We start from the raw sequence: 22,639 nt of genomic DNA, 5'->3' as shown, positions 1-22,639 counted from the left end.
CAAAGTCCCGTCGTCCGCCCGGAGGACGGGCCAGGCGTCGCGAGGCAGGCGGGACTTTGCGGACACGGCCTAGCCGAGCGCGGCGACCTTGTCGCGGTACCCCCTGACCGGGGCCGCGTCCCGGTAGGGCTCCAGGCGCCGCTCGAAGTCCCGTACGTACTCGAGCGCCCGCACCGAGCGCATCTCCGTCGCCGCGCCGGCCGCCTCGGCCCCCAGCTGGCAGGCCTGGTCGAGCTCGCCGAGGCCCAGCCGGGCCGAGGCGAGCACGACGCGGCAGAAGAGGCGGCTGCGGGCGAAGGCGGGGGCGCGCAGCTGGAGCGAACGCTCCGCGTGCTGGGCGGCCGCGCGGAACTGCTGCAGATCGCGGTGGCAGTGCCCGAACTCGTCGGCGAGCTGCGCCTCGTCGAAGAACCGCGCCCAGTGCGGGACCTCGTCGCCGGGGCGGGAGGCTTCGAGGGCCCGTTCGGCCCGTACGAGGGAGGCGGTGCAGGCCCGGACCTCGCCCAGCACTCCGTGGGCGCGCGCCTCGCACGCGTGCAGCAGCGACTGCACGACGGGCGGCGCGGCGGTGCCGACGCCCTGCTGTGCCACCCGGGCGAGCTGCACGGCCTCCCGCCCGTGCCCGAGATAGACGGCCTGCCGGCTCATGGTGGCCAGGACGTACGAGCCGTACGCCCGGTCCCCGGCCGCCTGCGCGAGCCTGAGCGCCTGGACGAAGTAGCGCTGGGCGAGGCCGTGCGCGGCGATGTCGTACGACGTCCAGCCCGCGAGCCGGGTGAGGTCGGAGGCCGCCGCGAAGAGCCGGCGGCCCGTCTGCTCGCCGTACGTGCCGCGCAGCATGGGCTCGGTCTCGTGTTCGAGGTAGCGGACGAGGGCCTGACGCGCGTGGCCGCCCCCGTAGGCGTCGTCGAGGGTGCGGAACAGCTCGCCGACCGAGCGGAGCGCGGCGATGTCACCGCCGGAGACCTTCTGCCCGGGGCCGCGCTCGGCCTGCCCGCGTTGCCGGGGCACACCGGGACGCCCCTGCACGGGCACGCGTGCGGCGGGCTGGTCGCCGCGTCCGACGCTGTCGTCGGCCCGCCCGATCAGCCAGTCCCGGCTGGGCACGACGAGCCCGGCCGGGGTGAAGGCGATCTTGCGCAGCTCGGCGTGGCTGCCGGAGTCCTTGCGCCACAGCCCGCTGACGATGTCGACGGCCTCCTCGGGGCTGGCCGCGAACTCCAGTCCCGCGTAGACGGGTGCGCAGGCGTCGAGCCCGAGATCCTGGGCGGTGAGCCGTCGCCCGAGGCGCCGGGTGAACACCTCGGCGATGAGGGCCGGCGTGGTGCCCCGGGGCTGCTGTCCGCGCAGCCAGCGGGTCACCGATGTCTTGTCGTATCTGAGATCAAGGCCGTGTTCGAGACCGAGCTGGTCCACTCGGCGGGCCAGACCCGCGTTGGAGAATCCCGCTTCTGCGATGAGCGCGGCGAGCTGGCGGTTGGGAGTGCGCTGCGCGGGTCGTTCCGTCATCTGCGGTGCGGTCTCCTGCCTGGCGGGCCCTCTGGGGTGCCCGGATCGCTGGTGAGCAGCCCTTTTTGGCCTCGTGAACGGCGTGAATGTAGCGGAGCGTGAACGTCCGGTAGCACATTCCGCCGTACATTCATCCGATCGTGTGAGAATTGGGCGCCGGAGTGACGGACATCGGCCGGACGTACAGTGGCTTGGGCGCGTTACGTGCCTGACGCGCAGTTGCCGAGTAAGCCGCTGGAACAGCCAGGGAGGCGCCCCCGTGAGTGGTGAGTTGCGGTTCGTCCGGATGGGACTCGGTGCCGACGGCGTCGAGTACGTCGACTACCAGGCCGCCTGGGACGAGCAGCGCCGGGTGCACGCCGCCCGTTTCGCGGACGAGATCCCCGACACCTGCCTGCTCCTCGAACACCAGCCGGTCTACACGGCCGGCCGGCGCACCGCCCCGAGCGAGCGTCCCCTCGACGGCACTCCGGTCATCGACGTGGACCGCGGCGGGAAGATCACCTGGCACGGTCCGGGGCAGCTGGTGGGCTACCCCATCCAGAAGCTGCCGCGTCCGGTGGACGTCGTGGCGCATGTACGGCGGCTGGAGGAGGCGCTGATCCGCACCTGTGCGGAGTTCGGGGTCGAGACGTCGCGGGTGGAGGGGCGCAGCGGGGTGTGGGTGCTGGGCGATCCGGTCGAGCGGCGGCCCGCGCTCGGTGGTCTCTCTCTGGATCTGGATCCCCGGTTGCACGACGACGAGTTCGATCCCCGGATGAACGGGCCCGAGTACGCGCCGTCCAACGCCGGGCAGCGGCGGGAGGACCGGAAGGTGGCGGCGATCGGGATCCGGGTGGCCAAGGGGGTCACGATGCACGGGTTCTCGTTCAACGTGAACCCGGACAATGTGTGGTTCGACCGGATCATTCCGTGCGGGATCCGGGACGCGGGGGTCACGTCGCTCGCGAACGAGCTGGGGCGGGATGTGTCGGTGGGGGAGGTTGTGCCGGTGGTGGAGCGGCAGCTGCGGGCTGTGATGGAGAGCGCGGAGCTGCGGGCGCGGGTGGTCGAGGGGGCTTCGGTGTAGGGGGCTTTTTTTTCGCCCCCGCCGCCCTTTCCCGTCCCGCCCCTGGGGGGCTGCCCCCCAGACCCCCGCTGTCGGCCCTGAAGGGGCTTCGTCCTCAAACGCCGGACGGGCTGGGGGTGCCTGGGCCTGGGCTGCAGGAGCGGCGGGGGCGAGGAAAACCGGGCCCGGGAATGGACCCCCCGTCTCAAAGGTTGCCCGTCTCGTAGGGCGGGAAGCGCACGGGCGTACTCTGGTGTACGCCGACGAATCGAAGTTACAGGGAGCCCCATCGTGTCCGCAGTCGCACCCGACGGACGCAAGATGCTGCGCCTGGAGGTCAGGAACGCCCAGACCCCCATCGAGCGCAAGCCCGAGTGGATCAAGACCCGGGCGAAAATGGGTCCCGAGTACACGAAGATGCAGAACCTCGTGAAGAGCGAGGGCCTGCACACCGTCTGCCAGGAAGCCGGCTGCCCCAACATCTACGAGTGCTGGGAGGACCGCGAGGCCACCTTCCTCATCGGCGGCGACCAGTGCACCCGGCGCTGCGACTTCTGCCAGATCGACACCGGCAAGCCCGAGGCGCTCGACCGTGACGAGCCCCGCCGCGTCGGGGAGTCCGTGGTCACCATGGACCTCAACTACGCCACCATCACCGGCGTCGCCCGCGACGACCTGGAGGACGGCGGCGCCTGGCTGTACGCCGAGACCGTGCGCCAGATCCACCAGCAGACCGAGGGGCGCCCGGAAGGCCGTACCAAGGTCGAGTTGCTCGCGCCCGACTTCAACGCCGTACCGGAGCTGCTGGCCGAGGTCTTCTCCTCCCGGCCCGAGGTCTTCGCGCACAACGTCGAGACGGTCCCCCGCATCTTCAAGCGCATTCGCCCCGGCTTCCGCTACGACCGCTCGCTCAAGGTCATCACCGACGCCCGCGACTACGGTCTGGTCACGAAGTCCAACCTGATCCTCGGTATGGGCGAGACCCGCGAGGAGGTCAGCGAGGCGCTGCGCCAGCTGCACGAGGCCGGGTGCGAGCTGATCACCATCACGCAGTACCTGCGTCCGACCGTCCGGCACCACCCCGTGGAGCGCTGGGTCAAGCCGCACGAGTTCGTCGAGCTGAAGGAGGAGGCCGAGCAGATCGGCTTCTCCGGGGTCATGTCCGGCCCGCTGGTCCGCTCCTCGTACCGGGCCGGCCGCCTCTACAAGATGGCCATGGAGCTGCGTCAGTCAGCGGCCACCGGCGCCTGATACACCGTCACCCATCCTGCCCTGCAAGGGTGCGGCAGACGTGTGAATTCGCGCACAAGTAACTACTCGCCAGTAACGGCCGGCTCCGTGCGGCCCTGCCCGTCCTCGCAGTTGAGGGCGTACGTCAGGGCCGCATCGGCGTTTTCGCCTTCCCTATCAAGGCTTCATCGGCGTTTGACCGGCAGGTCACGCCCTGGTAACACCAATCAGAGAGCCTGGTTTCACACGTTGCGCACCCTTACCCAGAGCCGTCCGAGGGGGACATCCACCATGCAGACCGCACCCGTCCGCGCCACGCCCATTCCGTCGTTCACCGACGCACTGCGCGCCGTCGAGTCGCTGCTCATGCACAGCGGCCAGCGCACCGCCCGCCAGAACGCCTGGACCTCCGTCCAGGAGGACCGCCGTCGCGCCAAGGACCGCAACGAGGCGCAGCGCGTCCTCGATCAGGCCCTGGCCACCCGTTCCTGACCCGTCGCTCCCCGTCACCCGACGACACCGCCGTCGTCGGCGCTTCCCGGGCCACGTAGACTTCACGGCATGGCGAGGAAGGAACCCGCGGCGGACGCCGCGAACCCCGGGCGACTCAAGCAGATCGCTCTGACGTACAAGATGACCCGCAAGGCCGACAAAAAGATCGGTCTTGTACTCGCGGCTGTCGGAATCTTCACCTTCGGTGTCTTCCTCGCGATCGGCTTCCTGATCGGTCACCCGATCTATCTCGGAATCCTCGGCCTCCTGCTCGCCTTCCTCGCGACGGCGATCGTGTTCGGGCGCCGGGCCGAGCGGGCCGCCTTCGGGCAGATGGAGGGCCAGCCGGGTGCCGCTGCGGCCGTACTGGACAACATCGGCCGAGGCTGGACGACGACTCCGGCGGTGGCGATGAACCGCAGCCAGGACGTGGTGCACCGCGCGGTCGGCAAGGCCGGCATCGTGCTGGTCGCCGAGGGCAACCCGAACCGGGTGAAGAGCCTGCTGGCCGCCGAGAAGAAGAAGATGGCCCGCATCGTCGCGGACGTACCGGTGCACGACCTGCTGGTCGGCACGGGCGAGGGCCAGATCGAGCTGAAGAAGCTCCGCACGACCATGCTGAAGCTGCCGCGCGTTCTCGCCGGCCCCCAGGTGACCGCCACCAACGACCGACTGCGGGCGATGGGCGACCTGATGAGCAACATGCCGCTGCCAAAGGGTCCGATGCCCAAGGGAATGCGCATGCCGCGCGGCGGCAAGACGCGCTGAGGTAAGCGATCACGTACGAGCACTCGTACGACAACGTGTACGAGGAAACGTGTACGAGGATGGGGCGCCCGGATCACTCCGGGCGCCCCATCGTCGTATCGGCCGGACCGTATCGCCGTATCGATCGGCTAGATCCGTACTTCCACTGTGCGTGCGAGGCGGTCGTGCAGGCCGCGGCCGTCGCGGTCCCAGATCATGGCCGGTACGGCGAGGCACAGCAGGAACGTGCGCAGCAGGGCGCGCGCGGGGTTCGGCCGGCCGGTGGCCGCGGCCACCACGCGCAGACCGAACAGGCGCTTGCCCGGCGTGAAGCCGACCGTGCCGACCGTGGCCGCGCCCATGACGAAGAAGATCAGCAGGGCCCAGTTGCCGGTCGCCTGGTTGTAGCCGTCCGTGAGGAGGCCGTATGCGATCAGGAGGCACAGGCCCCAGTCGACGGCCAGGGCGCCGAGTCGGCGGCCCGGGCGGGCGATCGAGCCGGGGCCCGCCTCGGGCAGACCGAGCTGTTCACCCCGGTATCCGAAGTCGACACCGGCTTCCTCCGCGGCGGCGCGAGGGCCGGAGAGCCACGATCCGAGTGCTTGCCTGTTGTCCACCCGACCACCGTACTGCGCGCGTTTTTCGATACCCACAGGTGGGTCGCCCGGCCCGTGTCCGGTTAACTTGGTCGAAACAAATGGGTCATGCCTGAGAAATCACCTGTCCCTAAGGTCGGATCCAACGTGTGCCACCGCACTGGCCGCACGCACGAACTACCACCCCGGCACGGACGGCCGGGAGTAGGAGGAGCTGGATGTTCCAGAACGCCGACGAGGCCAAGAAGTACATCGCGGACGAGGACGTCAAGTTCATCGACGTCCGCTTCTGCGACCTGCCGGGTGTGATGCAGCACTTCACGCTGCCGGCGACGGCCTTCGACCCGGATGAGGAACTGGCCTTCGACGGCTCCTCGATCCGCGGCTTCCAGGCCATCCACGAGTCCGACATGGCGCTGCGCGCCGACCTGTCCACGGCGCGGGTCGACCCGTTCCGCCGTGACAAGACGGTCAACATCAACTTCTTCATCCACGACCCGATCACGGGCGAGCAGTACTCCCGTGACCCGCGCAACGTGGCCAAGAAGGCCGAGGCGTACCTGGCGTCGACCGGTATCGCGGACACCGCGTACTTCGGTCCCGAGGCCGAGTTCTACGTCTTCGACAGCGTGCGCTTCGCGACCGGCGCGAACGAGTCCTTCTACCACATCGACTCCGAGGCCGGCGCCTGGAACACCGGTGCGGTCGAGAACAACCGTGGCTACAAGGTCCGCTACAAGGGCGGCTACTTCCCGACCCCGCCGGTCGACCACTTCGCCGACCTGCGTGCCGAGATCTCCCTGGAGCTGGCCAACTCCGGCCTCCAGGTCGAGCGCCAGCACCACGAGGTGGGCACCGCCGGCCAGGCCGAGATCAACTACAAGTTCAACACGCTGCTCGCCGCGGCCGACGACCTCCAGCTCTTCAAGTACATCGTGAAGAACGTGGCCTGGCGCAACGGCAAGACCGCGACCTTCATGCCGAAGCCGATCTTCGGTGACAACGGCTCGGGCATGCACGTGCACCAGTCCCTGTGGACGGGCGGCCAGCCGCTCTTCTACGACGAGGCCGGTTACGCGGGCCTGTCGGACACCGCCCGTTACTACATCGGCGGCATCCTCAAGCACGCCCCGTCGCTGCTCGCGTTCACCAACCCGACGGTGAACTCGTACCACCGCCTGGTCCCGGGCTTCGAGGCCCCGATCAACCTGGTGTACTCGCAGCGCAACCGCTCCGCGGCCATGCGTATCCCGATCACGGGCTCCAACCCGAAGGCCAAGCGCGTCGAGTTCCGCGCGCCCGACTCCTCCGGCAACCCGTACCTGGCCTTCTCCGCGCTGCTGCTGGCGGGCCTGGACGGCATCAAGAACAAGATCGAGCCGGCCGAGCCGATCGACAAGGACCTCTACGAGCTGGCTCCCGAGGAGCACGCGAGCGTGGCGCAGGTCCCGACCTCCCTCCCGGCGGTCCTCGACTCCCTCGAGCGCGACCACGAGTTCCTCCTCCAGGGCGACGTGTTCACGCCGGACCTGATCGAGACGTGGATCGACTTCAAGCGCACGAACGAGATCGCGCCGATCCAGCTGCGTCCGCACCCGCACGAGTTCGAGCTGTACTTCGACGTGTGAGTCGGCCGGCGCCACCAGGTGTCCGATAACGATGTACGTCGATAGCGATGTGCGTCAGTAGCGATGTACGTCAGCGCCCTCGCCCCGGTTTTCCGGTGGCGGGGGCGTTGTCGTGTCCGGTGGCCCGGCGCGGGGGTTCGGGGAGCGTTGTCAGAGGGTCGCACTATGCTGCCAAGGACTGGCACGGGCATGGGATCAGACGGGAAACGGAAGGCAACGGGGATGACGGGGAAGTCCGAACACGACGACAGCGAGCGGGAGTTCGACCTTCGGTGGGCGGGCGACGCCCCGTACAAGGAGCCTTCCGCCCGGGCCCGTATGCTCGCGGCCCGCTGGAAGGAGAACCCGCCGGAGCCGGTGCCGTTCCGGGGTGAACCCGAGGGGTCGGGGCCGCGCAGATCGTCGTGGATATCGACAGCCGTGGTCCTCGGCTGCGTCGGCGCGATCATCCTGCTGCTGGGGTACGCCCAGTTCCGCGCGCCGTACTAGGGCCGGGGCCGGGCCGGGACGGTCGACGTGCCCGAGGTGCCCGAGGTGTCCCCGCAAGCGATACTGATGATGATTTCGTACGACGACGCTCCGGTGCTGCCGCATCCGGGTCCGTCCGACCCGGCACGGCGGAACACCGCATCCGATCCCCCAGGGGCGTCGATGTCGCCCGCCCCAGGAGCGGAGGATCCACGATGTGTCGCTGGATTGCCTACTCGGGTACTCCCATCGTTCTCAGCGAAGTCCTGTTCAAGCCCGCGCATTCCTTGATCGACCAGAGTCTCCACTCGCGTATGGGGGTGGAGACGACCAATGGTGACGGCTTCGGCCTCGGCTGGTATGCCGAGGACGCGGTCGGCGGCACTCCGGCTGTCCTGCGGGACGTGGGCCCGGCGTGGAACAACCGCAATCTGCGGGAGGTCGCCCACCACGTTCGCTCCGGTCTCTTCTTCGCCCACATCAGGGCGACGACCGGGACAGCCGTGCAGCAGTCCAACTGCCACCCGTTCCGGCACGGTCGATGGATGTGGATGCACAACGGGATGATCAACGGATTCGACCTCCTGCGGCGTGACCTCGCGCTGGCCGTCGATCCGACCTTGTATCCCGACATCGAGGGTTCCACCGACTCCGAGCTCATGTTCTTCCTCGCCCTCACCTTCGGCCTGACGGAGGATCCTCCCGCCGCCGTGGCGCGCATGGCGGGCCTGATCGAGAGGAAGGGCCACGAGCACGGCATCCAGTACCCGCTGCAGATGACCGTCGCGGTGTCCGACGGCGAACGCACATGGGCCTTCCGCTACTCCAGCGAGGGCCACTCACGGTCGTTGTTCCACAGCACCCGAGTGGACACCCTGCGCGCACTCCACCCGGACGTCGAGTTCCTCCGCGAGGTCTCCGACGACACCCGCCTCGTCGTGTCCGAACCGCTCGGCAACCTCCCCGGCGCCTGGAACGCGGTACCCGAGAGCAGTTACAGCATCATCCAGCCGGGCCCAGACGTGATCCGCGCCTTCGAGCCCGAGCTCCAAGGCGCCTCGGCCCGGGGCTGACCAGCCCGCCCTGCCGCTCGCGTCAGGACGATGTGCCGCGCGAGTGAGCAGGCGCTGCCCGGGGCGTGGTGCCGACGGACTGGGAAGTGAGACCTTTGTCGGAGACCTACGGGAACGCTCGAGTACCGACCCTTCACTCCGTTCCGACCGTTGCGTGCGCCGATCCGTTGGGAGACCCGTTTCTGCGCACCCGGTTCGCCCTCCCCACCAAGCCCGCCACCTTCCTGCGGCGGCAGCGGCTCGTCGACCACCTCGACCAGGCTCTCGGGACCCGGTTGACCCTGCTCAACGGCGCTGCCGGGGCGGGCAAGACATTGCTGGCCGCCGACTGGGCCGCCGGACTGCGGTCGCCGGTCGCCTGGCTCACCGTCGAAGCGGGTGACTGGCGTCCCGGGGTGTTCTGGGCGTACGTCCTGCAGACCCTGCGCGCCTGCGGTGCGCTGGAGTCCGACGCGGTCGGGGCCCCCGCGGACGCCTCCACGGTGGACCGCGGGCTGCTGGCGGCGCTCGCCGCCGAGCTGAACGATCACGACCGGCCCGTGGTCCTCGTACTCGACGAGTACGAGCGGCTGAAGGCGCCGGAGATCGCGGAGCAACTGGCGTTCGTCCTGCACCACGCCGGGCGAGGCCTGCGCCTCGTCCTCGTCACCCGCACCGAACCGCTGCTTCCGCTGCACCGTTACCGGACGGCCGGTGATCTGACGGAGATCCGCGCCGCCGAACTGGCCTTCACCCCCGAGGAGGCCGTGGCGCTGCTGGAGCTGCACGGCCTGAGCCTTCCGGTGCACGCCGCGCGGGCCCTGGTGGAGCGCACCCGGGGCTGGGCCGCCGGCCTGCGCCTTTCCGCCCTGGCCGCCCGGGAGAGCCCCGACCCCGAGCTCTACTTGAAGGAGTTCGAGGCGGACCGCAGTACGGTCGCGGACTTTCTGCTGGCCGAGGTCCTCAAGGGCCAGACGCAGGAGACACAGGACCTTCTGCTGCGCGTGAGCGTCCTGGAGCGTTTCTGTCCGGATCTGGCCAACGCACTGACCCTCCGAACCGACGCCGAGCCCATTCTCGCCGGGCTGCACCACGAGAACGCGTTCGTCGAGCCTCTTGGGCACTCGTGGTACCAGCTCCATCCGCTGTTCGGGGAGATACTCCGGGCCCATCTGCGGGTGCGCCTGCCCGGGGTGGAGCCGGAACTCCACCGGCGGGCCGCGCGATGGCTGCGTCCGTCCGGATTCCTGCCGGAGACACTCGTCCACAGCGCCGCCGCGGGCGACTGGGACTTCGCCGCCGGTTCCCTGATCGAGGATCTGGCTATCGGCCAGCTCTTCACCGGCCTGCGATCGGACGATCTGAACCAGTTGTTCTCCCATATGGGGCCCGAGGCCAAGAGCCCCGCCACGGACCTCGTGCGCGCCGCGCGCGATCTGTCCGTGTACGACCTCGATCGAGGTCAGGCCCGCCTGCGCCACGCCGAGGAACTACTGACGGACGACACGCCCAACCTGGCGGCCACCCAGCTGAGTCGGGCGCTGCTCGACGCCTTGGCCGCCCGGCTGACCGGGTCTCCCGCACGCGTCGAGAAGGCCTCCGAAGCGGCCGATGAACTGCGGCGGGAAGTCCCGGCGCACCTGCTGGACAAGCATCCCGAATTCACCGCTCTCCTGCTGACTCATCTGGGCTCGGCACGCCTGTGGGCGGGGCGTTTCGAGGACGCGCGCGCCGCCCTGACCACCGTGGCCGGCACTCAGGGCGGAGCCTCCACCGTGCTGCCCCGGGAGGAGTCGATGGGTCATCTGGCCCTCCTCGACTATCTGAACGGCTGGCTCGGCCGGGCCGAGCGCAAGGCACTGGCGTCGGTGTCCGAGGCGGAGCGGAGCGGCCAGGACCAGCCGTCCGGCTGCGGCATCGGGCGGCTGGTCCTGGCCGCCGTGGCTGTCGACCGTAATGAACTGGACCGGGCTCAGGCCTTCCTCGACGAGACGGCCCAGCTCCCGTCGGGCACGCGCGATCCGGTGATGGCGGCGGGGCGCGCCCTCGCCCAGGCCCATCTGCTGTTGGCCAGGGGCAGGACAGGAGCCGCCGTGGAGGCGGCGGACCCGGCCGTTGCCGCCGTGGTGGCCTCGCCCTGGTCGGTGAGCCACGAGCTGCTCGTCACCTCGGCCGCCCGCCTGGCGGAGGGACATCCGGACAGTGCCGCCGAGGTGCTTCAGGGAGTCGACGTCGACCAGCCGCTGTGCGCTGTGCAGGCGGCGGCGATCCAGCTCGCCACCGGCCATCGCGACGCCGCCGTCGACCTGCTGGACAGCATCCGCTTCGCCGAGGGCAGGACCGGTCCGGCGGTGACCGTGCGGGCCGCGCTGGTCAGGGCTCAGGCAGCCGAGGAGGCGGGAGACACCGCCACTGCCCGCAGACTCGTGGCGCAGGCGCTCCTCGACGCCCGGCGGGAGCGGCTGCGGCGGCCGTTCCTCGATGCTGGGGCGTGGATCCGGCCCCTCCTGGCCACGAATCCGCTGCTGGCGCTGACAGCGGGCTGGCTCACCCCCGACTCGGCCCGACACGGTGAGGCGCGCCGGCCCGAGTCGTCGCCCCCGCCGCTCGTCGCGGCGGAGTTGAGCGGGCGCGAGCAGGACGTCCTGGAGCGGCTGGCCCGGATGATGTCGACCGAGGAGATCGCCGCCGACCTCTACGTGTCGGTGAACACGGTGAAGACCCACCTCAAGAGCGTCTACCGGAAGCTCGCGGTGAGCCGGCGAGGCGAAGCGGTGCGCCGCGCGCGGGAACTCCGACTGCTGTGAATCCGACTCCCGTGAACCGGCTGCCGTAATCCGACTGCTGTGAATCCGCCTGCTGTGAACACGCGTCGGCGCCCGTTCCTCCCCCTTGGCGGGTGAGGTGCTGGGCACGTACTTCGGCTGCCATGGAGGCACGGCGGGGCGTGCGCCGGGCCTTCGGTCCGGCCGGCTCAGCCCGCGTAGCGGCCGACTCGGCGAGGTGGACACTGTGAAGCATTGGCGGGCTCTGATCGTCCTCGGCACGGCCCAGTTCCTGATGGTCCTGGACACCGCCGTCATGAACGTCTCCATCAGCCAGCTGGTCGAGGACTTCGACACCGAGGTCACGGCCATCCAGGCCGTCATCACGCTGTACGCGCTGGTCATGGCCGCGTTCATGATCATCGGCGGCAGGTTCGGGGACATCCTGGGACGTCGCCGTATGTTCCTGGTGGGGATGACCGTCTACGGGGTGGGGTCGGCCCTGACCGCCGTGGCGCCCACCCTGTGGGTCCTCACCCTGGGCTGGTCCGTCATCGAGGGGCTCGGAGCCGCCATGGTGCTGCCCGCCATGGCCGCCCTCGTCGCGGAGTCGTACCGGGGGCGCGACCGGGCCGTCGCCTACTCGGTGATCGGCGGGCTCGCCGGCGCCGGGATCGCGGTCGGCCCGCTGCTGGGCGGCTGGGTGACGACGTACCTGACCTGGCGGCTGGTCTTCGCCGGCGAGGTCGTGGTCGTCATCGCCGTCCTGTTGTGCCGCCGGGCGATCGCGACGCCCGCCCAGACGGGCCCGCGCCCCCGGCTGGACTGGGTCGGCGCGGTCCTGTCCGCGGCCGGACTGGCGCTGGGCGTGTTCGGGGTCCTGCAGAGCAGCACCTGGGGATGGGTGCAGCCCCGCAACCCTCCCTTCACCGTCTTCGGCTTCGCCCCGACACTGTTCGTCGTCGGCGCCGGCGTGGCCGTCCTGGCCGTCTTCCGATGGTGGGAGCGACGGCGCGACGAGGCGGGCGCCGACCCCCTCGTCCACCTGTCCCTGCTGAGCAGGCCCGTGCTGCGGTCCGGCCTGATGACGCTGCTGAGCCAGAACCTCATCCTGCTTGGACTGTTCTTCACCATCCCGCTGTACTTGCAGGTGGTTCAGGGGTTCGACGCCTTCGAGACGGGCCTGCGTCTGCTCCCGGTGTCCGCCACCATGCTCGTGACCTCCCTGTGCGCGTCCTCGCTGGGGCGGACGATGGGACCGCGCCGGGTGGTCCGGCTTGGCCTGCTGACGCTGACGGCGGCCATCGTGTGGCTGCTGGCCACCATCGACCCGGTCATCGACGACGCCCAGTTCGCCGGAGCGATGGCCCTGCTGGGTGTGGGCGTCGGCCTGCTCGCCTCGCAACTGGGCAACGTCGTCCAGTCCGGCGTCGGCGACGAGGAACGCAGCGAGGCCGGAGGGCTGCAGTTCACGGCACAGAATCTGGGCTCGGCGCTGGGTACCGCTCTCATCGGGTCGATCCTCATCGGTGCGCTGGCCCACGCCTTCACCACGCAGGTGGCGGACAATCCGAGCCTGTCGAAAGAGACCCAGCAGCAGGTCGGTGTCGCTCTCGAGGCCGGGATCGCCTTCGTCCCCACCGATGAGGTGCGCTCGGCGGCCGAACAGGCCGGGTTGCCGCCGTCGGAGGTCGACGCCGTCGCGGACTCCTACTCGTCCGCCCAGCTGAACGGCCTGAAGGCGGCGATCCTGGCCACCGGCGGCATCGCTCTCGCCAGTTTCCTGGTCACACCGCACCTCCCGACCGTCGCCCGGAAAACCCGTCCGCGCAGGGTCGGAGCCGACGCTCCGGCCGGGGTGACCTGATCGACGGGACGAGTTCGGAGTTCGGAGGGAGGCACCGGTGTCCAGGACCACAGCCACGGTCGGCCCGGCCACGACCCGCAGGGCGCGCCGGGCCGAGCAGCGCGCCCGAGCGGACTACACGGGCGGCGTCTACGGATCCATGCTCGCGGCCTCCGTGGTGATCGGCGCCGGCTCCCTGGGCTCGTTCCCCCGCGTCGAGCTCGTGCTGCTTCTCCTGCTCACCGGCGTGGTGTTCTGGATCGCGCATGTGCACGCCCACCTGTTCGGGGCGCGCCTGGCACAACAGGCGCCGGACCGCCGGGGCGTGCTGCTCGTGTGCCGGGACGAGTGGCCGATCGTCAAGGCCGCCGTGCCGCCGGCCGCCGCGGTGGCCGTCAGTCCGCTCCTGGGCCTGGATGTGCGAGGTGCCGTCTGGCTGGCTGTCTCCGTCGCCGTGGCCGGCCAGGTGGGCTGGTCCGTGGCCGCGGCCCGGCGCGCCGGTGCCTCACGGCGGCTGGTGGCCGTCACCGCCTCGGTCAACCTGTTGCTCGGTCTGCTGATCATCTCGTTCAAGATCTTCCTGAAACACTGATCCATGCCTCGGCCACTCGGCGAGGGGTCACCTGTCCCGGGTGAGGCCCTGAGCGGCACGGAGGCGGACGATCGCAGGGCAGGGCGCCGTCCGCCTGTCCCGGCAAGCCCGTAGGAGGACAGCTCGTGCGCTACGAGATCCGCGTCGAGGGACATCTGTCGGAAACGATGGCCAAAGCCTTTCCGGAGCTGGGCCACGTCGTCATGTCCGGCCAGACCGTCCTGTTCGGCCCCGTTGTGGACGAGGCGCACCTGTACGGGCTGCTGGCACGCTTCCAGTCCCTGGGCCTGCGGGTCGTGGAGATGCGGCAGCTGCCTGAGTGACGGGACCGACGGGACCCGGCGATGCGCGGGACCACCGCCACCGGATCGGCATCTGGAGGGGCGTACGGCGGTTCAGAGCCGCCGCTTCGCCCTGATCCGGGCGGCGTGGCGGGCGGCGTCCGCCGTCTCGAAGTCCCGCTCGAAGTCCCGCTCGTCGTGGTCGGCGTAGGAAGCCCCGGCCCTCCCCGGCGAGGCCCACGACAGGGGCCGGCCGAGGAAGAGACCGGGTACGGTCACCATCCGGCGTCGCGGTCCCGCGTTCCGCCGGTGTCGGTGTCGGTGCCTGTGCCGGAGCGCGGCTCCGCCGTCGATCCGCGGCGCTGGCGGCGCAGCCCGGCCTGGACCGCGCTCGCCAGTACCCGTGCGGCGACGCCCACGAGGAGCAGCCCTCCCGCCATCTGCACCATCGTCACCACGCGCCCGGCCTGGGAGCGTGCCGTGATGTCCCCGAAGCCGACGGTGCTGAACGTCGTCAGGGTGAAGTACAGGGCGTCCGTCCTGCTCAGCGGCTCGCTGAAGGAGCCCGGGGTGGAGCGGTCCAGGAGGTAGTAGGCACCGGCGAAGAGGACCAGGAACAACGCCACTGTGGCGGCCAGGGCCTCGACGGCCTTCAGGCGCGGGTGGGGTGAGCGGGTGATGGCCCACACCTCCCACGCGAACACCAGCAGCATCGCCAGCAGGCCGCCCACGAGCAGCGCCGACGAGGCCGCCGTGCCGTGCTCGTCCAGGGGCAGCATGTAGTACGCGGTGAGGAGGCCGGCGGCGATGAGGACGGCGCGGGCCAGGGCGAGGACCGCCGCCCACCTGCGGGCACGCAGAGGCCGCCGGTGGGCGCCCGGTTCGGGCCGGGGGCGGCTCGTCCGGGGAGTGCTCGGATCGCTCATCTCGTGTCTCTTCGTTCCGTACGGCCAGGAGGCCGCGGGGACAGGGGGCGGGGGCCGGGGGACAGGCGCCTTGGTGACTCCCACCTCATCTCCACGGCGGCGGCGAGGGATCACCCGTGGTGGGTGACCCCGGCGTCCGGTGCGGGCGTGACCCTGGAGTGGTCAGGTCCCTGGCGAGCAGGTCCCTGGCGCACACGTGATTCCCTCGACCGCTCGAGGAGGAGCCATGACCATGCCGCGTGGTCCGGCATCGCACACCGGACAGGAACACGAGCCCGACGGGACAGGCCCCGGTCCCTGGTCCGACTCCTCCGACGCACTCGGGCGGCTCGGCCGTTCGTGGACCTGGCTCCTGGGCTCGGCCGTCGCGACGCTGGTGCCGGGCATCCTCGTACTGGTCTGGCCGGACGAGACCCTGCACGTCCTGGCGGTCCTCGTCGGCCTGCACCTGCTGGTGACAGGGGCGTTCCGGTTCGTAGCCGTCTTCGGCCGGGAGGAGCACGGTGAACGGCTGCCCGAGCTGCTCCTGGCCGTGCTGTATCTACTGGCCGGGGTGCTGTGTCTGCGACACCCGCTGCAGACCATCGCCGTGCTCTCGCTGATCGTCGGCGTCCTCTGGCTCGTGTCCGGCATCCTCACCCTCTTCACGGCCCTCGCCACCAAGGACCTGCCGCACCGCGGCATCGTCCTGGGCGTCGCGGTGCTCGGCATCGTGGCGGGGATCGTGGTGCTCGCCCTGCCTACGGAGTCGGCCCGCGCCCTGACCCGGCTGCTGGGCCTGTGGCTCGTGCTGCTCGGCCTGGCCGAGACGGCGGTCGCCCTCGCGTGGCGGACCGCCCTCCGAAAGACACACACCCCGCCACCGCACCCGCGGTAAGGAGCACCCCATGGACCCCGCCTCGCCCCCTGAGTCGCCGCACTCCGGTGGAGCCGCGAACTCGCGGCACGTCAGCACTGCTGAGGAGCGCGCCGGCCGCGCAGCCCTCGCCGCCCGCGCGACAGCGGAACGAGGCACGACGGCCACCGGCCAGGCGCCGTGTCGCGCCGGAGTTCCCACCGGATCCACCGGACGCCGGCCCACGGGCCACCGGGACTGGACCACCGGTGGCGTGATCGCGGGCGCCCCCGAACCTGACGACCGGGTGGCTGACCGGGTCGGCTCGTGAGTCATGGTCGGGAAACCCGGCCTCGGGCGCACGTCCCGCAGGCGCACGGCGTCCCTCGGGCACAGGGCCGCGCGGGTCGCGGCGGGCCTGCGGTCGGGGACCGCCGCCCGGCTGCTGTCCCGTCTCTCGGCGCTCAACCTCGTGGAGGGCGCCGTACGACTGGCCGCGCAGGCGTTCCTCACCGCGCTCCCGCTGCTGATGACCTTCGCGGCGTTCGCCCCCGGCTGGCTGCAGGACCTGCTGGCGGACTCTCTGCGCGCGGTTCTGGGAGTCCGCGGCGACACCCTCGACGAGATGCGCCAGGCCTTCTCCGCGACCGGCACGACACGAGACACCACCGGAGCCGTGGGCCTGGTGGTGACGCTCGTGTCGGCCACGGCGTTCAGCCGGGCGCTTCAGGCGGTGTGCGAGCGGTGCTGGCACCTGCCGCGCGCAGCGGTGCGGGCACTGGTCTGGCGCTGGCTCGTCTGGCCGGTCGTCTGGCTGGTCTTCCTGCTGTTCCAGGCACCCCTGCGCGGCGGGTTCGGCGCGGGATCGGTGAGCGGGCTGGTGCTGTCGGTGGTCTCGGCGACGCTGCTGTGGTGGTGGTCGCAGCATCTGCTGCTGGGCGGGCGGATCGGCTGGCTGAGCCTGCTGCCCGGAGCGGTGCTGGCAGGCACCGGTACGGTCCTGCTGAGCCGGGCCGCCCGTCTGCTGGTGCCCACGGCCATGGAGCGCAGCCTGCACGAGTTCGGCCCGCTGGGCCCCGTCTTCACGTTCCTTTCCTGGCTGATCGTCGTCTTCCTGACGGCCGTCTCGGGCCTGGCCCTCGGCGAGTACGTCGCCTCCACCACCTGGTACCGGACGGTGGCCGCACCCCGCCTCGCATCCGCCCGGCGCGCACACTCACCCGCGCCGGGTGAGGCCGCCCGGCGACGGCCGTGGGCACGCTGAGTACCGCACAGAACTGCTGCCGGGCGAACGCCCGGGACGGAGGCCGGACATGACCGCGCACACCTACCTGGCGTACGACTTTCCGCTGCTGGGAGCCTTCTGGACCATGCTCGTGTTCTTCCTCTGGATCATGTGGTTCGTCCTGCTCTTCCGGATCATCGGTGACATCTTCCGGGACGACTCGCTGAACGGCTGGGCGAAGACCGGCTGGCTGGTGTTCTGCATCGTCCTGCCCTTCCTCGGCGTGTTCGTCTACGTGATCGCCCGCGGCAAGAACATGGGCCGGCGGGAGGTCAGGCAGGCGCGTGCGCAGCAGGAGGAGTTCAACGCCTACGTCAGGCAGACCGCGTCCGGCGGCCCGCCCAGCAGTGTCGACGAGCTCGCCAGGCTGTCCGAGATCCGCGAGCACGGCGACATCACGGACGAGGAGTTCCGCAGGGCGAAGGAACTGGTCCTGTCCGGACACGGTCCGGCGCAACACTCGGGCTCCGCCACCCACACCCATCGTGGCTGAGCATCCGCACGACACGAATCGAGGCGCAAGATGACCGCGACACACACCCGGCCGGAGTACTCGGCGAAGCAGGAATGGGCCTCCGGCCTGACGGCCTTCGCGGCCGTGATGCTCTCCCTCGTCGGCCTGCTCGACATCTTCCGGGGCATCATGGCGATCGCCCAGGACGACATCTTCGTCACGACGCGCAACTACGCCTTCGCGTTCAGCCTGACCAGCTGGGGCTGGATCCACCTCGCGCTGGGCGTGGTCGCCGTCATCGTCAGCTTCGGGCTGCTCAGGACCGCGATGTGGGCGCGCGTCGTCGGCGTGGGCATCGCCGGACTCGTCATCGTCGCCAACTTCCTCTCCCTGCCGTCCTACCCGGTGTGGTCGGTGGTGATGATCGCGCTCTCGTCCCTGATCATCTGGGCCCTGTGCGTGGTCCCGCGCGACAACCTCTACGACCTCTCCGGGGAGCGCACCGAGAGCACAACACCGCACCACGTCTGAGAAGGGCCGGCAGATGGGACCGCACGGCGAGCACCCGAGCGCGTCCGGTGAGGCGGACGCCGCGACCGTACGCGGGAACAGTCCCGGACGGGCTCGCCTCGCCGTGCTCGCCCTCCTGGGAAGCGTGCTGGTGCCGCTCGTCGCCGCCGGTCTGCGGAGCGTGCTGTGGGCGCTGGTCGGCATCGCCGGACTGGCGCTCGCCGCCGTCGGGGTGTGGTGGACCCTGGCTCACACGGGTGCGCTGCGTGTCCTCGGGGTGGCCGTTTCGCTGCTCGCACCGGTGGCCGTCCTCGTCCTGTACGCGACGTCCGGCATCCTCTGGGCGGCCTGTCTGTCCCTGGCGCTGTGGGCGCTGGCCCTCGTGACGGCCCGCGGCGCGCTGGCTCCCGGGCACGTCGCCTCCGAACGCGCGGTCACCGAGGCGCCCCGGCATCCCTGGGTCCTCATGAACCCGCGCTCCGGTGGCGGCAAGGTGGGCCGGTTCGGCCTGGTGGAGAAGGCCCGGGCGGCCGGCTGCCACGTGGTCCTGCTCGACGGACACGACGGACTCGGCGGACTCGGCGGACTCGGCGGACTCGGCGGACACCAGGATGTCGCCGAGCTGGCCCGGCAGGCCGTCGCCGAGGGGGCCGATCTGCTGGCGGTGGCGGGCGGCGACGGCACCCAGGCGCTGGTGGCCGAGGTCGCCGCGGGCCACGGCCTGCCTTTCGTGGTGATTCCCGCCGGTACCCGCAACCACTTCGCCCTCGATCTCGGCCTCGACCGCGACGATCCGGCGAAGGCGCTGGAAGCCCTGACGCACGGTGTGGAGCTCCGCGTCGACCTCGGGTACGCGGCGGACCGCGTCTTCGTCAACAACGCCTCGTTCGGAACGTACGCGTCCGTCGTCACCGAATCCGCGTACCGCGATGCCAAGGCCCGTACGACCCTGCGCACCCTCCCCGGCCTCCTCACCGGCAAGGACGCGCCCAGGCTGTGGATGCGGGCCGACGGGACGGACATCGACGGCCTTCAGTCGCTGCTCGTCAGCAACAATCCGTACGGCCGCGCCGTCGACGCCGCCCGTCCGGGGCGCAGGGAGCGGCTGGACTCGGGTGTCCTGGGCGTGGTGTGCGTGCGGGTCGGCAACACCGCTCAGGCGGCGCGCATCGTGCGCGGTCCGGGCTCCGGGGGACTCGTCCGGCTGAGCGCCGGGGAAGTCGTCGTCGAAGGGGACACCGACACCCTCCCGGTCGGCATCGACGGAGAGCACGTCGTACTGCCGTCACCCGTGGTGTGCCGCAGCGCGCCCGGGGCGCTCCGGGTCCGCGTGCCACGCCGGCGCCCCCACGCCCTGCGGGTCACCGGAGGCGCCGCCGACTGGCCGCGCGTGGCACGGCTGGCGCTGGGCCGCCGGGTGCCGGACCGCTCCACTGGGGACGGGTGACACCGCCTGGTTGCGCGGGCTGCCCCCCGCAGATACGAGTGACCGGCCGGTGGCCGCGCGGAAGGTCGCGCGGCCACCGGCCGGTGCGGGTGGGGCTGTTACAGCATGGAGTCGCTGTCTCCGCCGCCCGTGCGGGTCTGCTGCTCGCTCTGCTCCATGAGCCGGCGTGCCTTCTCCTTCAGCCGCGTACGCTCATCCGGGTCGGTGGTCCGCTCCGCGGCCTGTTCCATCTCCTGCGCCTTCTGCCGCATCTGCTGGGCACGGCCGCGGGACTCGCCTGCAACGCTCATGATCACTCCTTGGTGATGTGGGGAGAGCGGGCCACACCAGAGAAACAGTGCCGCCGCTCCCCCGCATCTCGAATGGTCACTCACCGTTGTCTCCGCAGCACACGGGCGTGCCGCGTCAGTCGTCCCGTCCCACGACGCATAGGGCCCAGATGACGAAGATGGTCGAGTACGCCGGGGACCAGCTCGCCCATGACCGTTCGGGGCGCGCGGTTGAACGGGCTCACTCCCCCTCAGTCCCCAGGAACGGTGATCGGGGACGGGTGATCACCCGGGAGGGTGAGGTCGGCGAGGCGGACCGCTGACGGCGGCAGGGTTGGTGAAGCCTCCGGTCTCCGGCGTACGGGAAGGGTGCGGCCTCCGAGCGGAGACCGCACCCTTCCCGTTCCCGCGTGCCCGTATCTCCTCAGGCAGCCTCGGCGGACACCTGACCGTTGCGGACGGCGTCGACGAGTGCCTGGTGGTCCCGCTCGTTCTGGTCGGCGTAGCTCTCGGCGAACGTCACCAGTGCCCGGTCGAAGGAGTCTCCGCCGCCCAGGTAGGAGGCGATGGCGATCCGGTCGCCGGACCTCGCGTGGGCTCGGGCCAGGCTCGCGCCGCAGAGCGCGCCGAAGGTGCGCATGCCCCGCGGCACCATGTCCTCGGCCACCGCGACCCCCTTCCAGTCGCGCAACTGCCGTACGTAGAAGTCCCGTTGCCGGCCGTCGAGCCCCTCGACCCGCTCCCAGCCCAGGAGGATGTCGCTGGTGGCCTGCATCAGCCGCTGCCCGGAGACGACCCTCTCGCCCTGGTTCCGGTACATGCTGCCCCCGACGTGGGGTGCCAGCACCGAGTCGTCGGCCTCCTTGGCCTGGAGGAACAGCGGGTCCTCGTCGTCCTTGCCCAGCAGGAGAATGATCCAGCAGCGGGTCCCCACGCTGCCCACGCCGACCACCTTGCGCGCTATGTCGACCACCCGGAACTGCTCCAGAAGGAAGCGTCGGTCGGACTGCAGGCTCTGGCCGTAGCGCTCGATGAGCCGGAGGATCAGCTGCTCCATCTTGGCGCGCTGCTCCTGCGACATCAGGTCCTGGAGGGGGACGATCAGCGGTGGATCCGGGGTGATCCGGCGGCTGCCGTCCACGGCCTGGGTCAGTTTGTCGAAGACCTGCTGGGTGTCGTGCGAACGGGCCTTCTCCACCGCCCGCTGCCAGCGGTCGCGGCCCCGCGCGGACAGGTCCGCCCCGAACCGCTCACGCACCCAGTCCACGTCGAACTGGGCATACCAGACGGCCATGTTGCCGAGCCCGGCGAAGGCGCGCATGTTCTCGCGATAGGACTCCACGGCGGCCCGTACGATCGAGGCCCGCTCCTTGGTGCTGAAGCCGTTCAGCCGGCCGGCGATCACAAAGCTGGCGGCCAGGCGCTTGACGTCCCACTCCCAGGGGCCCGGCAGCGTCTCGTCGAAGTCGTTGATGTCGAACATGAGGCGGCGCTCGGGCGAGGCCAGCAGCCGGAAGTTCAGCATGTGCGCGTCGCCGCACAGCTGGGTCGTGATGCCCGTCCTCGGGGTCTCCACGAGGTCGGAGGCCATGATGGCGGCTGCTCCCCGGTAGAAGCGGAAGGGCGACTCGATCATCCTGCCGTAGCGGATCGGTACGAGTTCGGGGACCCGGTTCGCCGACTGCTTCTCGATGATCTCCAAGGGGTCCGGACGCTTCGGTCCGGGGTTGTACTCGGCGTGACTGCTACGGGGTACGGTCCCCCGCGCCGCCTTACCGAGTTTGGCCCGCTCCTGCGGTGTGTGGTTCCGCATCGGGTAGCCGTCCAGCTGGTTCGGGGTCATGGTGCCGCTCCAAGGGGGTGGTCGCCGTGCGCCCGGAGGTCAGGCGACGGCTGTCAGCGGGGACTGACCGCTCCGATGCCCTGCGGGCCTGCCGCGACCGGTGTCACGACGGGGGGATTCGGCCACTGTTCCCGGAGCGTGCTCGGGTTCCGCCGAGACGATGAGGAAAAATCAACCAAAATACAATATATCTCCATTCGATCTGGCCAGCGGCTCGGAGTCGGGCCCACCCGGGTTTCCACACGCCTCTCCACACGACGGCTTCCTTGTCGATACGTCAGCCAGCGGCGGCCGCACGGGAGTCGGTGATCGGTGCGGAGCCTGCCCGATCGCGTACGGCGGCCTGAGCCGTCGGTCGGGATGCGAGGCGGTTCCCCCCGTTGGACGCTGGAGTCATGAACCATCACCACCAGCAGTCCCGTCCGACGATCGACATCGACACCCGGCTCGTCAGGGCCGGCGCCGTGCTCACCGCGGCCGGTGCCGTGCTGGCATGGACCGGCATGGCTCTCGGGGCCTTCGCTGTGTTCACGGCAGGTCGGCGCATGATCCGCGCCATGGACGTACCCCCGACCCAGCAGGCTGTCGCGAAGTGGCAGCAGGCCAAAGAGGCGTCCAGAGCGGGTGTACGGGCGTGGCAGGAAGCGTCCGACGCCCCGAACGGCTCACTCACCCGCTAGGACCTGTCCGGCGAAGCGTCTCCGACCCACCGGTCCCCGGCCCGGTGGGCGGAAGCCATGCCCAGGTTCCGGGTCCAGGTCAGGCCTGCGCTGGGCTGATCTGGGCTGGGCTGGGCTGGGCTGGGCTGGGCTGGGC

Annotated in this window: 24 protein-coding genes; 18 read left to right on the top strand and 6 right to left on the bottom strand. The window is 70.6% G+C overall.

The features are described from left to right. Positions 1-69 precede the first annotated feature (69 nt). Positions 70-1,509 carry a hypothetical protein gene (locus ADL01_RS40505; RefSeq protein WP_053747107.1) on the bottom strand — a complete coding sequence of 480 codons (1,440 nt, stop codon included), beginning with the start codon at positions 1,507-1,509 and terminating at the stop codon, positions 70-72. Between the two features lie 286 nt (positions 1,510-1,795). On the opposite strand from ADL01_RS40505, the gene lipB reads away from it, so the two are divergent. The 4 genes from lipB to ADL01_RS40485 all read left to right on the top strand — a co-directional run bounded on the left by lipB (position 1,796) and on the right by ADL01_RS40485 (position 5,047). After that, positions 1,796-2,578: a lipoyl(octanoyl) transferase LipB gene (gene lipB, locus ADL01_RS40500; RefSeq protein WP_053747115.1), complete on the top strand. Its 783-nt coding sequence runs from the start codon at positions 1,796-1,798 to the stop codon at positions 2,576-2,578. Between the two features lie 270 nt (positions 2,579-2,848). Next, entirely contained in the window at positions 2,849-3,808 is a 960-nt protein-coding gene (gene lipA, locus ADL01_RS40495) for a lipoyl synthase (protein WP_053747106.1), read from the top strand. A gap of 270 nt (positions 3,809-4,078) precedes the next feature. After that, entirely contained in the window at positions 4,079-4,279 is a 201-nt protein-coding gene (locus ADL01_RS40490; RefSeq protein WP_053747105.1) for a hypothetical protein, read from the top strand. A 69-nt stretch (positions 4,280-4,348) separates the two neighbouring features. Next, on the top strand, positions 4,349-5,047 hold the full coding sequence (locus ADL01_RS40485) for a DUF4191 domain-containing protein (protein WP_053747104.1): 699 nt from the start codon (positions 4,349-4,351) through the stop codon (positions 5,045-5,047). Between the two features lie 128 nt (positions 5,048-5,175). On the opposite strand, the gene ADL01_RS40480 is transcribed toward ADL01_RS40485, so the two are convergent. Further along, positions 5,176-5,643, bottom strand: a complete 468-nt coding sequence (locus ADL01_RS40480; protein ID WP_053747103.1) for an RDD family protein — start codon at positions 5,641-5,643, stop codon at positions 5,176-5,178. A 197-nt stretch (positions 5,644-5,840) separates the two neighbouring features. On the opposite strand from ADL01_RS40480, the gene glnA reads away from it, so the two are divergent. The 7 genes from glnA to ADL01_RS40445 all read left to right on the top strand — a co-directional run bounded on the left by glnA (position 5,841) and on the right by ADL01_RS40445 (position 14,296). Further along, a complete protein-coding gene (glnA, locus tag ADL01_RS40475) occupies positions 5,841-7,250 on the top strand; it encodes a type I glutamate--ammonia ligase (RefSeq protein WP_053747102.1) in 1,410 nt (469 codons plus the stop codon). A 222-nt stretch (positions 7,251-7,472) separates the two neighbouring features. After that, positions 7,473-7,739, top strand: coding sequence for a hypothetical protein (locus ADL01_RS40470; protein WP_053747101.1), 267 nt, complete (start codon positions 7,473-7,475; stop codon positions 7,737-7,739). Positions 7,740-7,933: 194 nt separating this feature from the next. Next, positions 7,934-8,791: a class II glutamine amidotransferase gene (locus ADL01_RS40465; protein ID WP_053747100.1), complete on the top strand. Its 858-nt coding sequence runs from the start codon at positions 7,934-7,936 to the stop codon at positions 8,789-8,791. Positions 8,792-8,886: 95 nt separating this feature from the next. Continuing rightward, positions 8,887-11,577, top strand: a complete 2,691-nt coding sequence (locus tag ADL01_RS40460) for a LuxR C-terminal-related transcriptional regulator (protein ID WP_107091129.1) — start codon at positions 8,887-8,889, stop codon at positions 11,575-11,577. 205 nt (positions 11,578-11,782) lie between these two features. Further along, positions 11,783-13,402, top strand: a complete 1,620-nt coding sequence (locus ADL01_RS40455; RefSeq protein WP_053747098.1) for an MFS transporter — start codon at positions 11,783-11,785, stop codon at positions 13,400-13,402. Positions 13,403-13,439: 37 nt separating this feature from the next. Beyond that, the gene (locus ADL01_RS40450) at positions 13,440-13,973 is read left to right on the top strand and encodes a hypothetical protein (protein WP_053747097.1); all 534 of its coding nucleotides are present in this window, start codon (positions 13,440-13,442) and stop codon (positions 13,971-13,973) included. Positions 13,974-14,098: 125 nt separating this feature from the next. Further along, on the top strand, positions 14,099-14,296 hold the full coding sequence (locus ADL01_RS40445) for a hypothetical protein (protein ID WP_053747096.1): 198 nt from the start codon (positions 14,099-14,101) through the stop codon (positions 14,294-14,296). Between the two features lie 72 nt (positions 14,297-14,368). On the opposite strand, the gene ADL01_RS45155 is transcribed toward ADL01_RS40445, so the two are convergent. Together ADL01_RS45155 and ADL01_RS40440 are read right to left on the bottom strand one after the other, a co-directional pair. Next, the gene (locus ADL01_RS45155) at positions 14,369-14,536 is read right to left on the bottom strand and encodes a hypothetical protein (RefSeq protein ID WP_159049766.1); all 168 of its coding nucleotides are present in this window, start codon (positions 14,534-14,536) and stop codon (positions 14,369-14,371) included. Next, the gene (locus tag ADL01_RS40440; protein ID WP_063783645.1) at positions 14,530-15,180 is read right to left on the bottom strand and encodes a potassium channel family protein; all 651 of its coding nucleotides are present in this window, start codon (positions 15,178-15,180) and stop codon (positions 14,530-14,532) included. Before ADL01_RS40440 ends, ADL01_RS45155 begins: the two co-directional genes overlap by 7 nt. Before the next feature lie 226 nt (positions 15,181-15,406). Between ADL01_RS40440 and ADL01_RS40435 the strand changes: the two genes are divergently transcribed. From ADL01_RS40435 to ADL01_RS40410, 6 genes are read left to right on the top strand one after another with little or no spacing between them, the layout of a single operon-like run. After that, the gene (locus tag ADL01_RS40435) at positions 15,407-16,057 is read left to right on the top strand and encodes an HdeD family acid-resistance protein (RefSeq protein WP_053747095.1); all 651 of its coding nucleotides are present in this window, start codon (positions 15,407-15,409) and stop codon (positions 16,055-16,057) included. Between the two features lie 10 nt (positions 16,058-16,067). Beyond that, the gene (locus ADL01_RS40430) at positions 16,068-16,346 is read left to right on the top strand and encodes a hypothetical protein (protein WP_053747094.1); all 279 of its coding nucleotides are present in this window, start codon (positions 16,068-16,070) and stop codon (positions 16,344-16,346) included. 3 nt (positions 16,347-16,349) lie between these two features. After that, positions 16,350-17,279, top strand: a complete 930-nt coding sequence (locus ADL01_RS40425; protein WP_234354973.1) for a ribonuclease BN — start codon at positions 16,350-16,352, stop codon at positions 17,277-17,279. A 49-nt stretch (positions 17,280-17,328) separates the two neighbouring features. Beyond that, positions 17,329-17,793: an SHOCT domain-containing protein gene (locus ADL01_RS40420; RefSeq protein ID WP_053747093.1), complete on the top strand. Its 465-nt coding sequence runs from the start codon at positions 17,329-17,331 to the stop codon at positions 17,791-17,793. Between the two features lie 30 nt (positions 17,794-17,823). Next, complete coding sequence (locus ADL01_RS40415) at positions 17,824-18,285, top strand: DUF7144 family membrane protein (RefSeq protein WP_053747092.1); 462 nt, start codon at positions 17,824-17,826, stop codon at positions 18,283-18,285. 13 nt (positions 18,286-18,298) lie between these two features. Further along, positions 18,299-19,711: a diacylglycerol/lipid kinase family protein gene (locus tag ADL01_RS40410; RefSeq protein ID WP_053747091.1), complete on the top strand. Its 1,413-nt coding sequence runs from the start codon at positions 18,299-18,301 to the stop codon at positions 19,709-19,711. 98 nt (positions 19,712-19,809) lie between these two features. On the opposite strand, the gene ADL01_RS40405 is transcribed toward ADL01_RS40410, so the two are convergent. Together ADL01_RS40405 and ADL01_RS40400 are read right to left on the bottom strand one after the other, a co-directional pair. Further along, the gene (locus ADL01_RS40405; protein ID WP_053747090.1) at positions 19,810-20,001 is read right to left on the bottom strand and encodes a DUF6381 family protein; all 192 of its coding nucleotides are present in this window, start codon (positions 19,999-20,001) and stop codon (positions 19,810-19,812) included. 403 nt (positions 20,002-20,404) lie between these two features. Next, a complete protein-coding gene (locus ADL01_RS40400) occupies positions 20,405-21,823 on the bottom strand; it encodes a DUF2252 domain-containing protein (protein WP_053747089.1) in 1,419 nt (472 codons plus the stop codon). 395 nt (positions 21,824-22,218) lie between these two features. On the opposite strand from ADL01_RS40400, the gene ADL01_RS40395 reads away from it, so the two are divergent. Beyond that, on the top strand, positions 22,219-22,503 hold the full coding sequence (locus ADL01_RS40395) for a hypothetical protein (protein WP_053747088.1): 285 nt from the start codon (positions 22,219-22,221) through the stop codon (positions 22,501-22,503). Positions 22,504-22,639 lie beyond the last annotated feature (136 nt).

The organism is Streptomyces sp. NRRL WC-3618 (assembly GCF_001280005.1).
Taxonomy (GTDB): domain Bacteria; phylum Actinomycetota; class Actinomycetes; order Streptomycetales; family Streptomycetaceae; genus Streptomyces.
This window is presented reverse-complemented; position numbering and strand designations above follow the sequence as displayed.

What these genes read in the sequence shown, in the direction of transcription:
- ADL01_RS40505 (WP_053747107.1), bottom strand. Translation starts at nt 1,509, where the DNA reads ATGACGGAACGACCCGCGCAGCGCACTCCCAACCGCCAGCTCGCCGCG.
- lipB (WP_053747115.1), top strand. Translation starts at nt 1,796, where the DNA reads ATGGGACTCGGTGCCGACGGCGTCGAGTACGTCGACTACCAGGCCGCC.
- ADL01_RS40490 (WP_053747105.1), top strand. Translation starts at nt 4,079, where the DNA reads ATGCAGACCGCACCCGTCCGCGCCACGCCCATTCCGTCGTTCACCGAC.
- ADL01_RS40485 (WP_053747104.1), top strand. Translation starts at nt 4,349, where the DNA reads ATGGCGAGGAAGGAACCCGCGGCGGACGCCGCGAACCCCGGGCGACTC.
- glnA (WP_053747102.1), top strand. Translation starts at nt 5,841, where the DNA reads ATGTTCCAGAACGCCGACGAGGCCAAGAAGTACATCGCGGACGAGGAC.
- ADL01_RS40470 (WP_053747101.1), top strand. Translation starts at nt 7,473, where the DNA reads ATGACGGGGAAGTCCGAACACGACGACAGCGAGCGGGAGTTCGACCTT.
- ADL01_RS40465 (WP_053747100.1), top strand. Translation starts at nt 7,934, where the DNA reads ATGTGTCGCTGGATTGCCTACTCGGGTACTCCCATCGTTCTCAGCGAA.
- ADL01_RS45155 (WP_159049766.1), bottom strand. Translation starts at nt 14,536, where the DNA reads ATGGTGACCGTACCCGGTCTCTTCCTCGGCCGGCCCCTGTCGTGGGCC.
- ADL01_RS40440 (WP_063783645.1), bottom strand. Translation starts at nt 15,180, where the DNA reads ATGAGCGATCCGAGCACTCCCCGGACGAGCCGCCCCCGGCCCGAACCG.
- ADL01_RS40435 (WP_053747095.1), top strand. Translation starts at nt 15,407, where the DNA reads ATGACCATGCCGCGTGGTCCGGCATCGCACACCGGACAGGAACACGAG.
- ADL01_RS40430 (WP_053747094.1), top strand. Translation starts at nt 16,068, where the DNA reads ATGGACCCCGCCTCGCCCCCTGAGTCGCCGCACTCCGGTGGAGCCGCG.
- ADL01_RS40425 (WP_234354973.1), top strand. Translation starts at nt 16,350, where the DNA reads ATGGTCGGGAAACCCGGCCTCGGGCGCACGTCCCGCAGGCGCACGGCG.
- ADL01_RS40420 (WP_053747093.1), top strand. Translation starts at nt 17,329, where the DNA reads ATGACCGCGCACACCTACCTGGCGTACGACTTTCCGCTGCTGGGAGCC.
- ADL01_RS40415 (WP_053747092.1), top strand. Translation starts at nt 17,824, where the DNA reads ATGACCGCGACACACACCCGGCCGGAGTACTCGGCGAAGCAGGAATGG.
- ADL01_RS40410 (WP_053747091.1), top strand. Translation starts at nt 18,299, where the DNA reads ATGGGACCGCACGGCGAGCACCCGAGCGCGTCCGGTGAGGCGGACGCC.
- ADL01_RS40405 (WP_053747090.1), bottom strand. Translation starts at nt 20,001, where the DNA reads ATGAGCGTTGCAGGCGAGTCCCGCGGCCGTGCCCAGCAGATGCGGCAG.
- ADL01_RS40400 (WP_053747089.1), bottom strand. Translation starts at nt 21,823, where the DNA reads ATGACCCCGAACCAGCTGGACGGCTACCCGATGCGGAACCACACACCG.
- ADL01_RS40395 (WP_053747088.1), top strand. Translation starts at nt 22,219, where the DNA reads ATGAACCATCACCACCAGCAGTCCCGTCCGACGATCGACATCGACACC.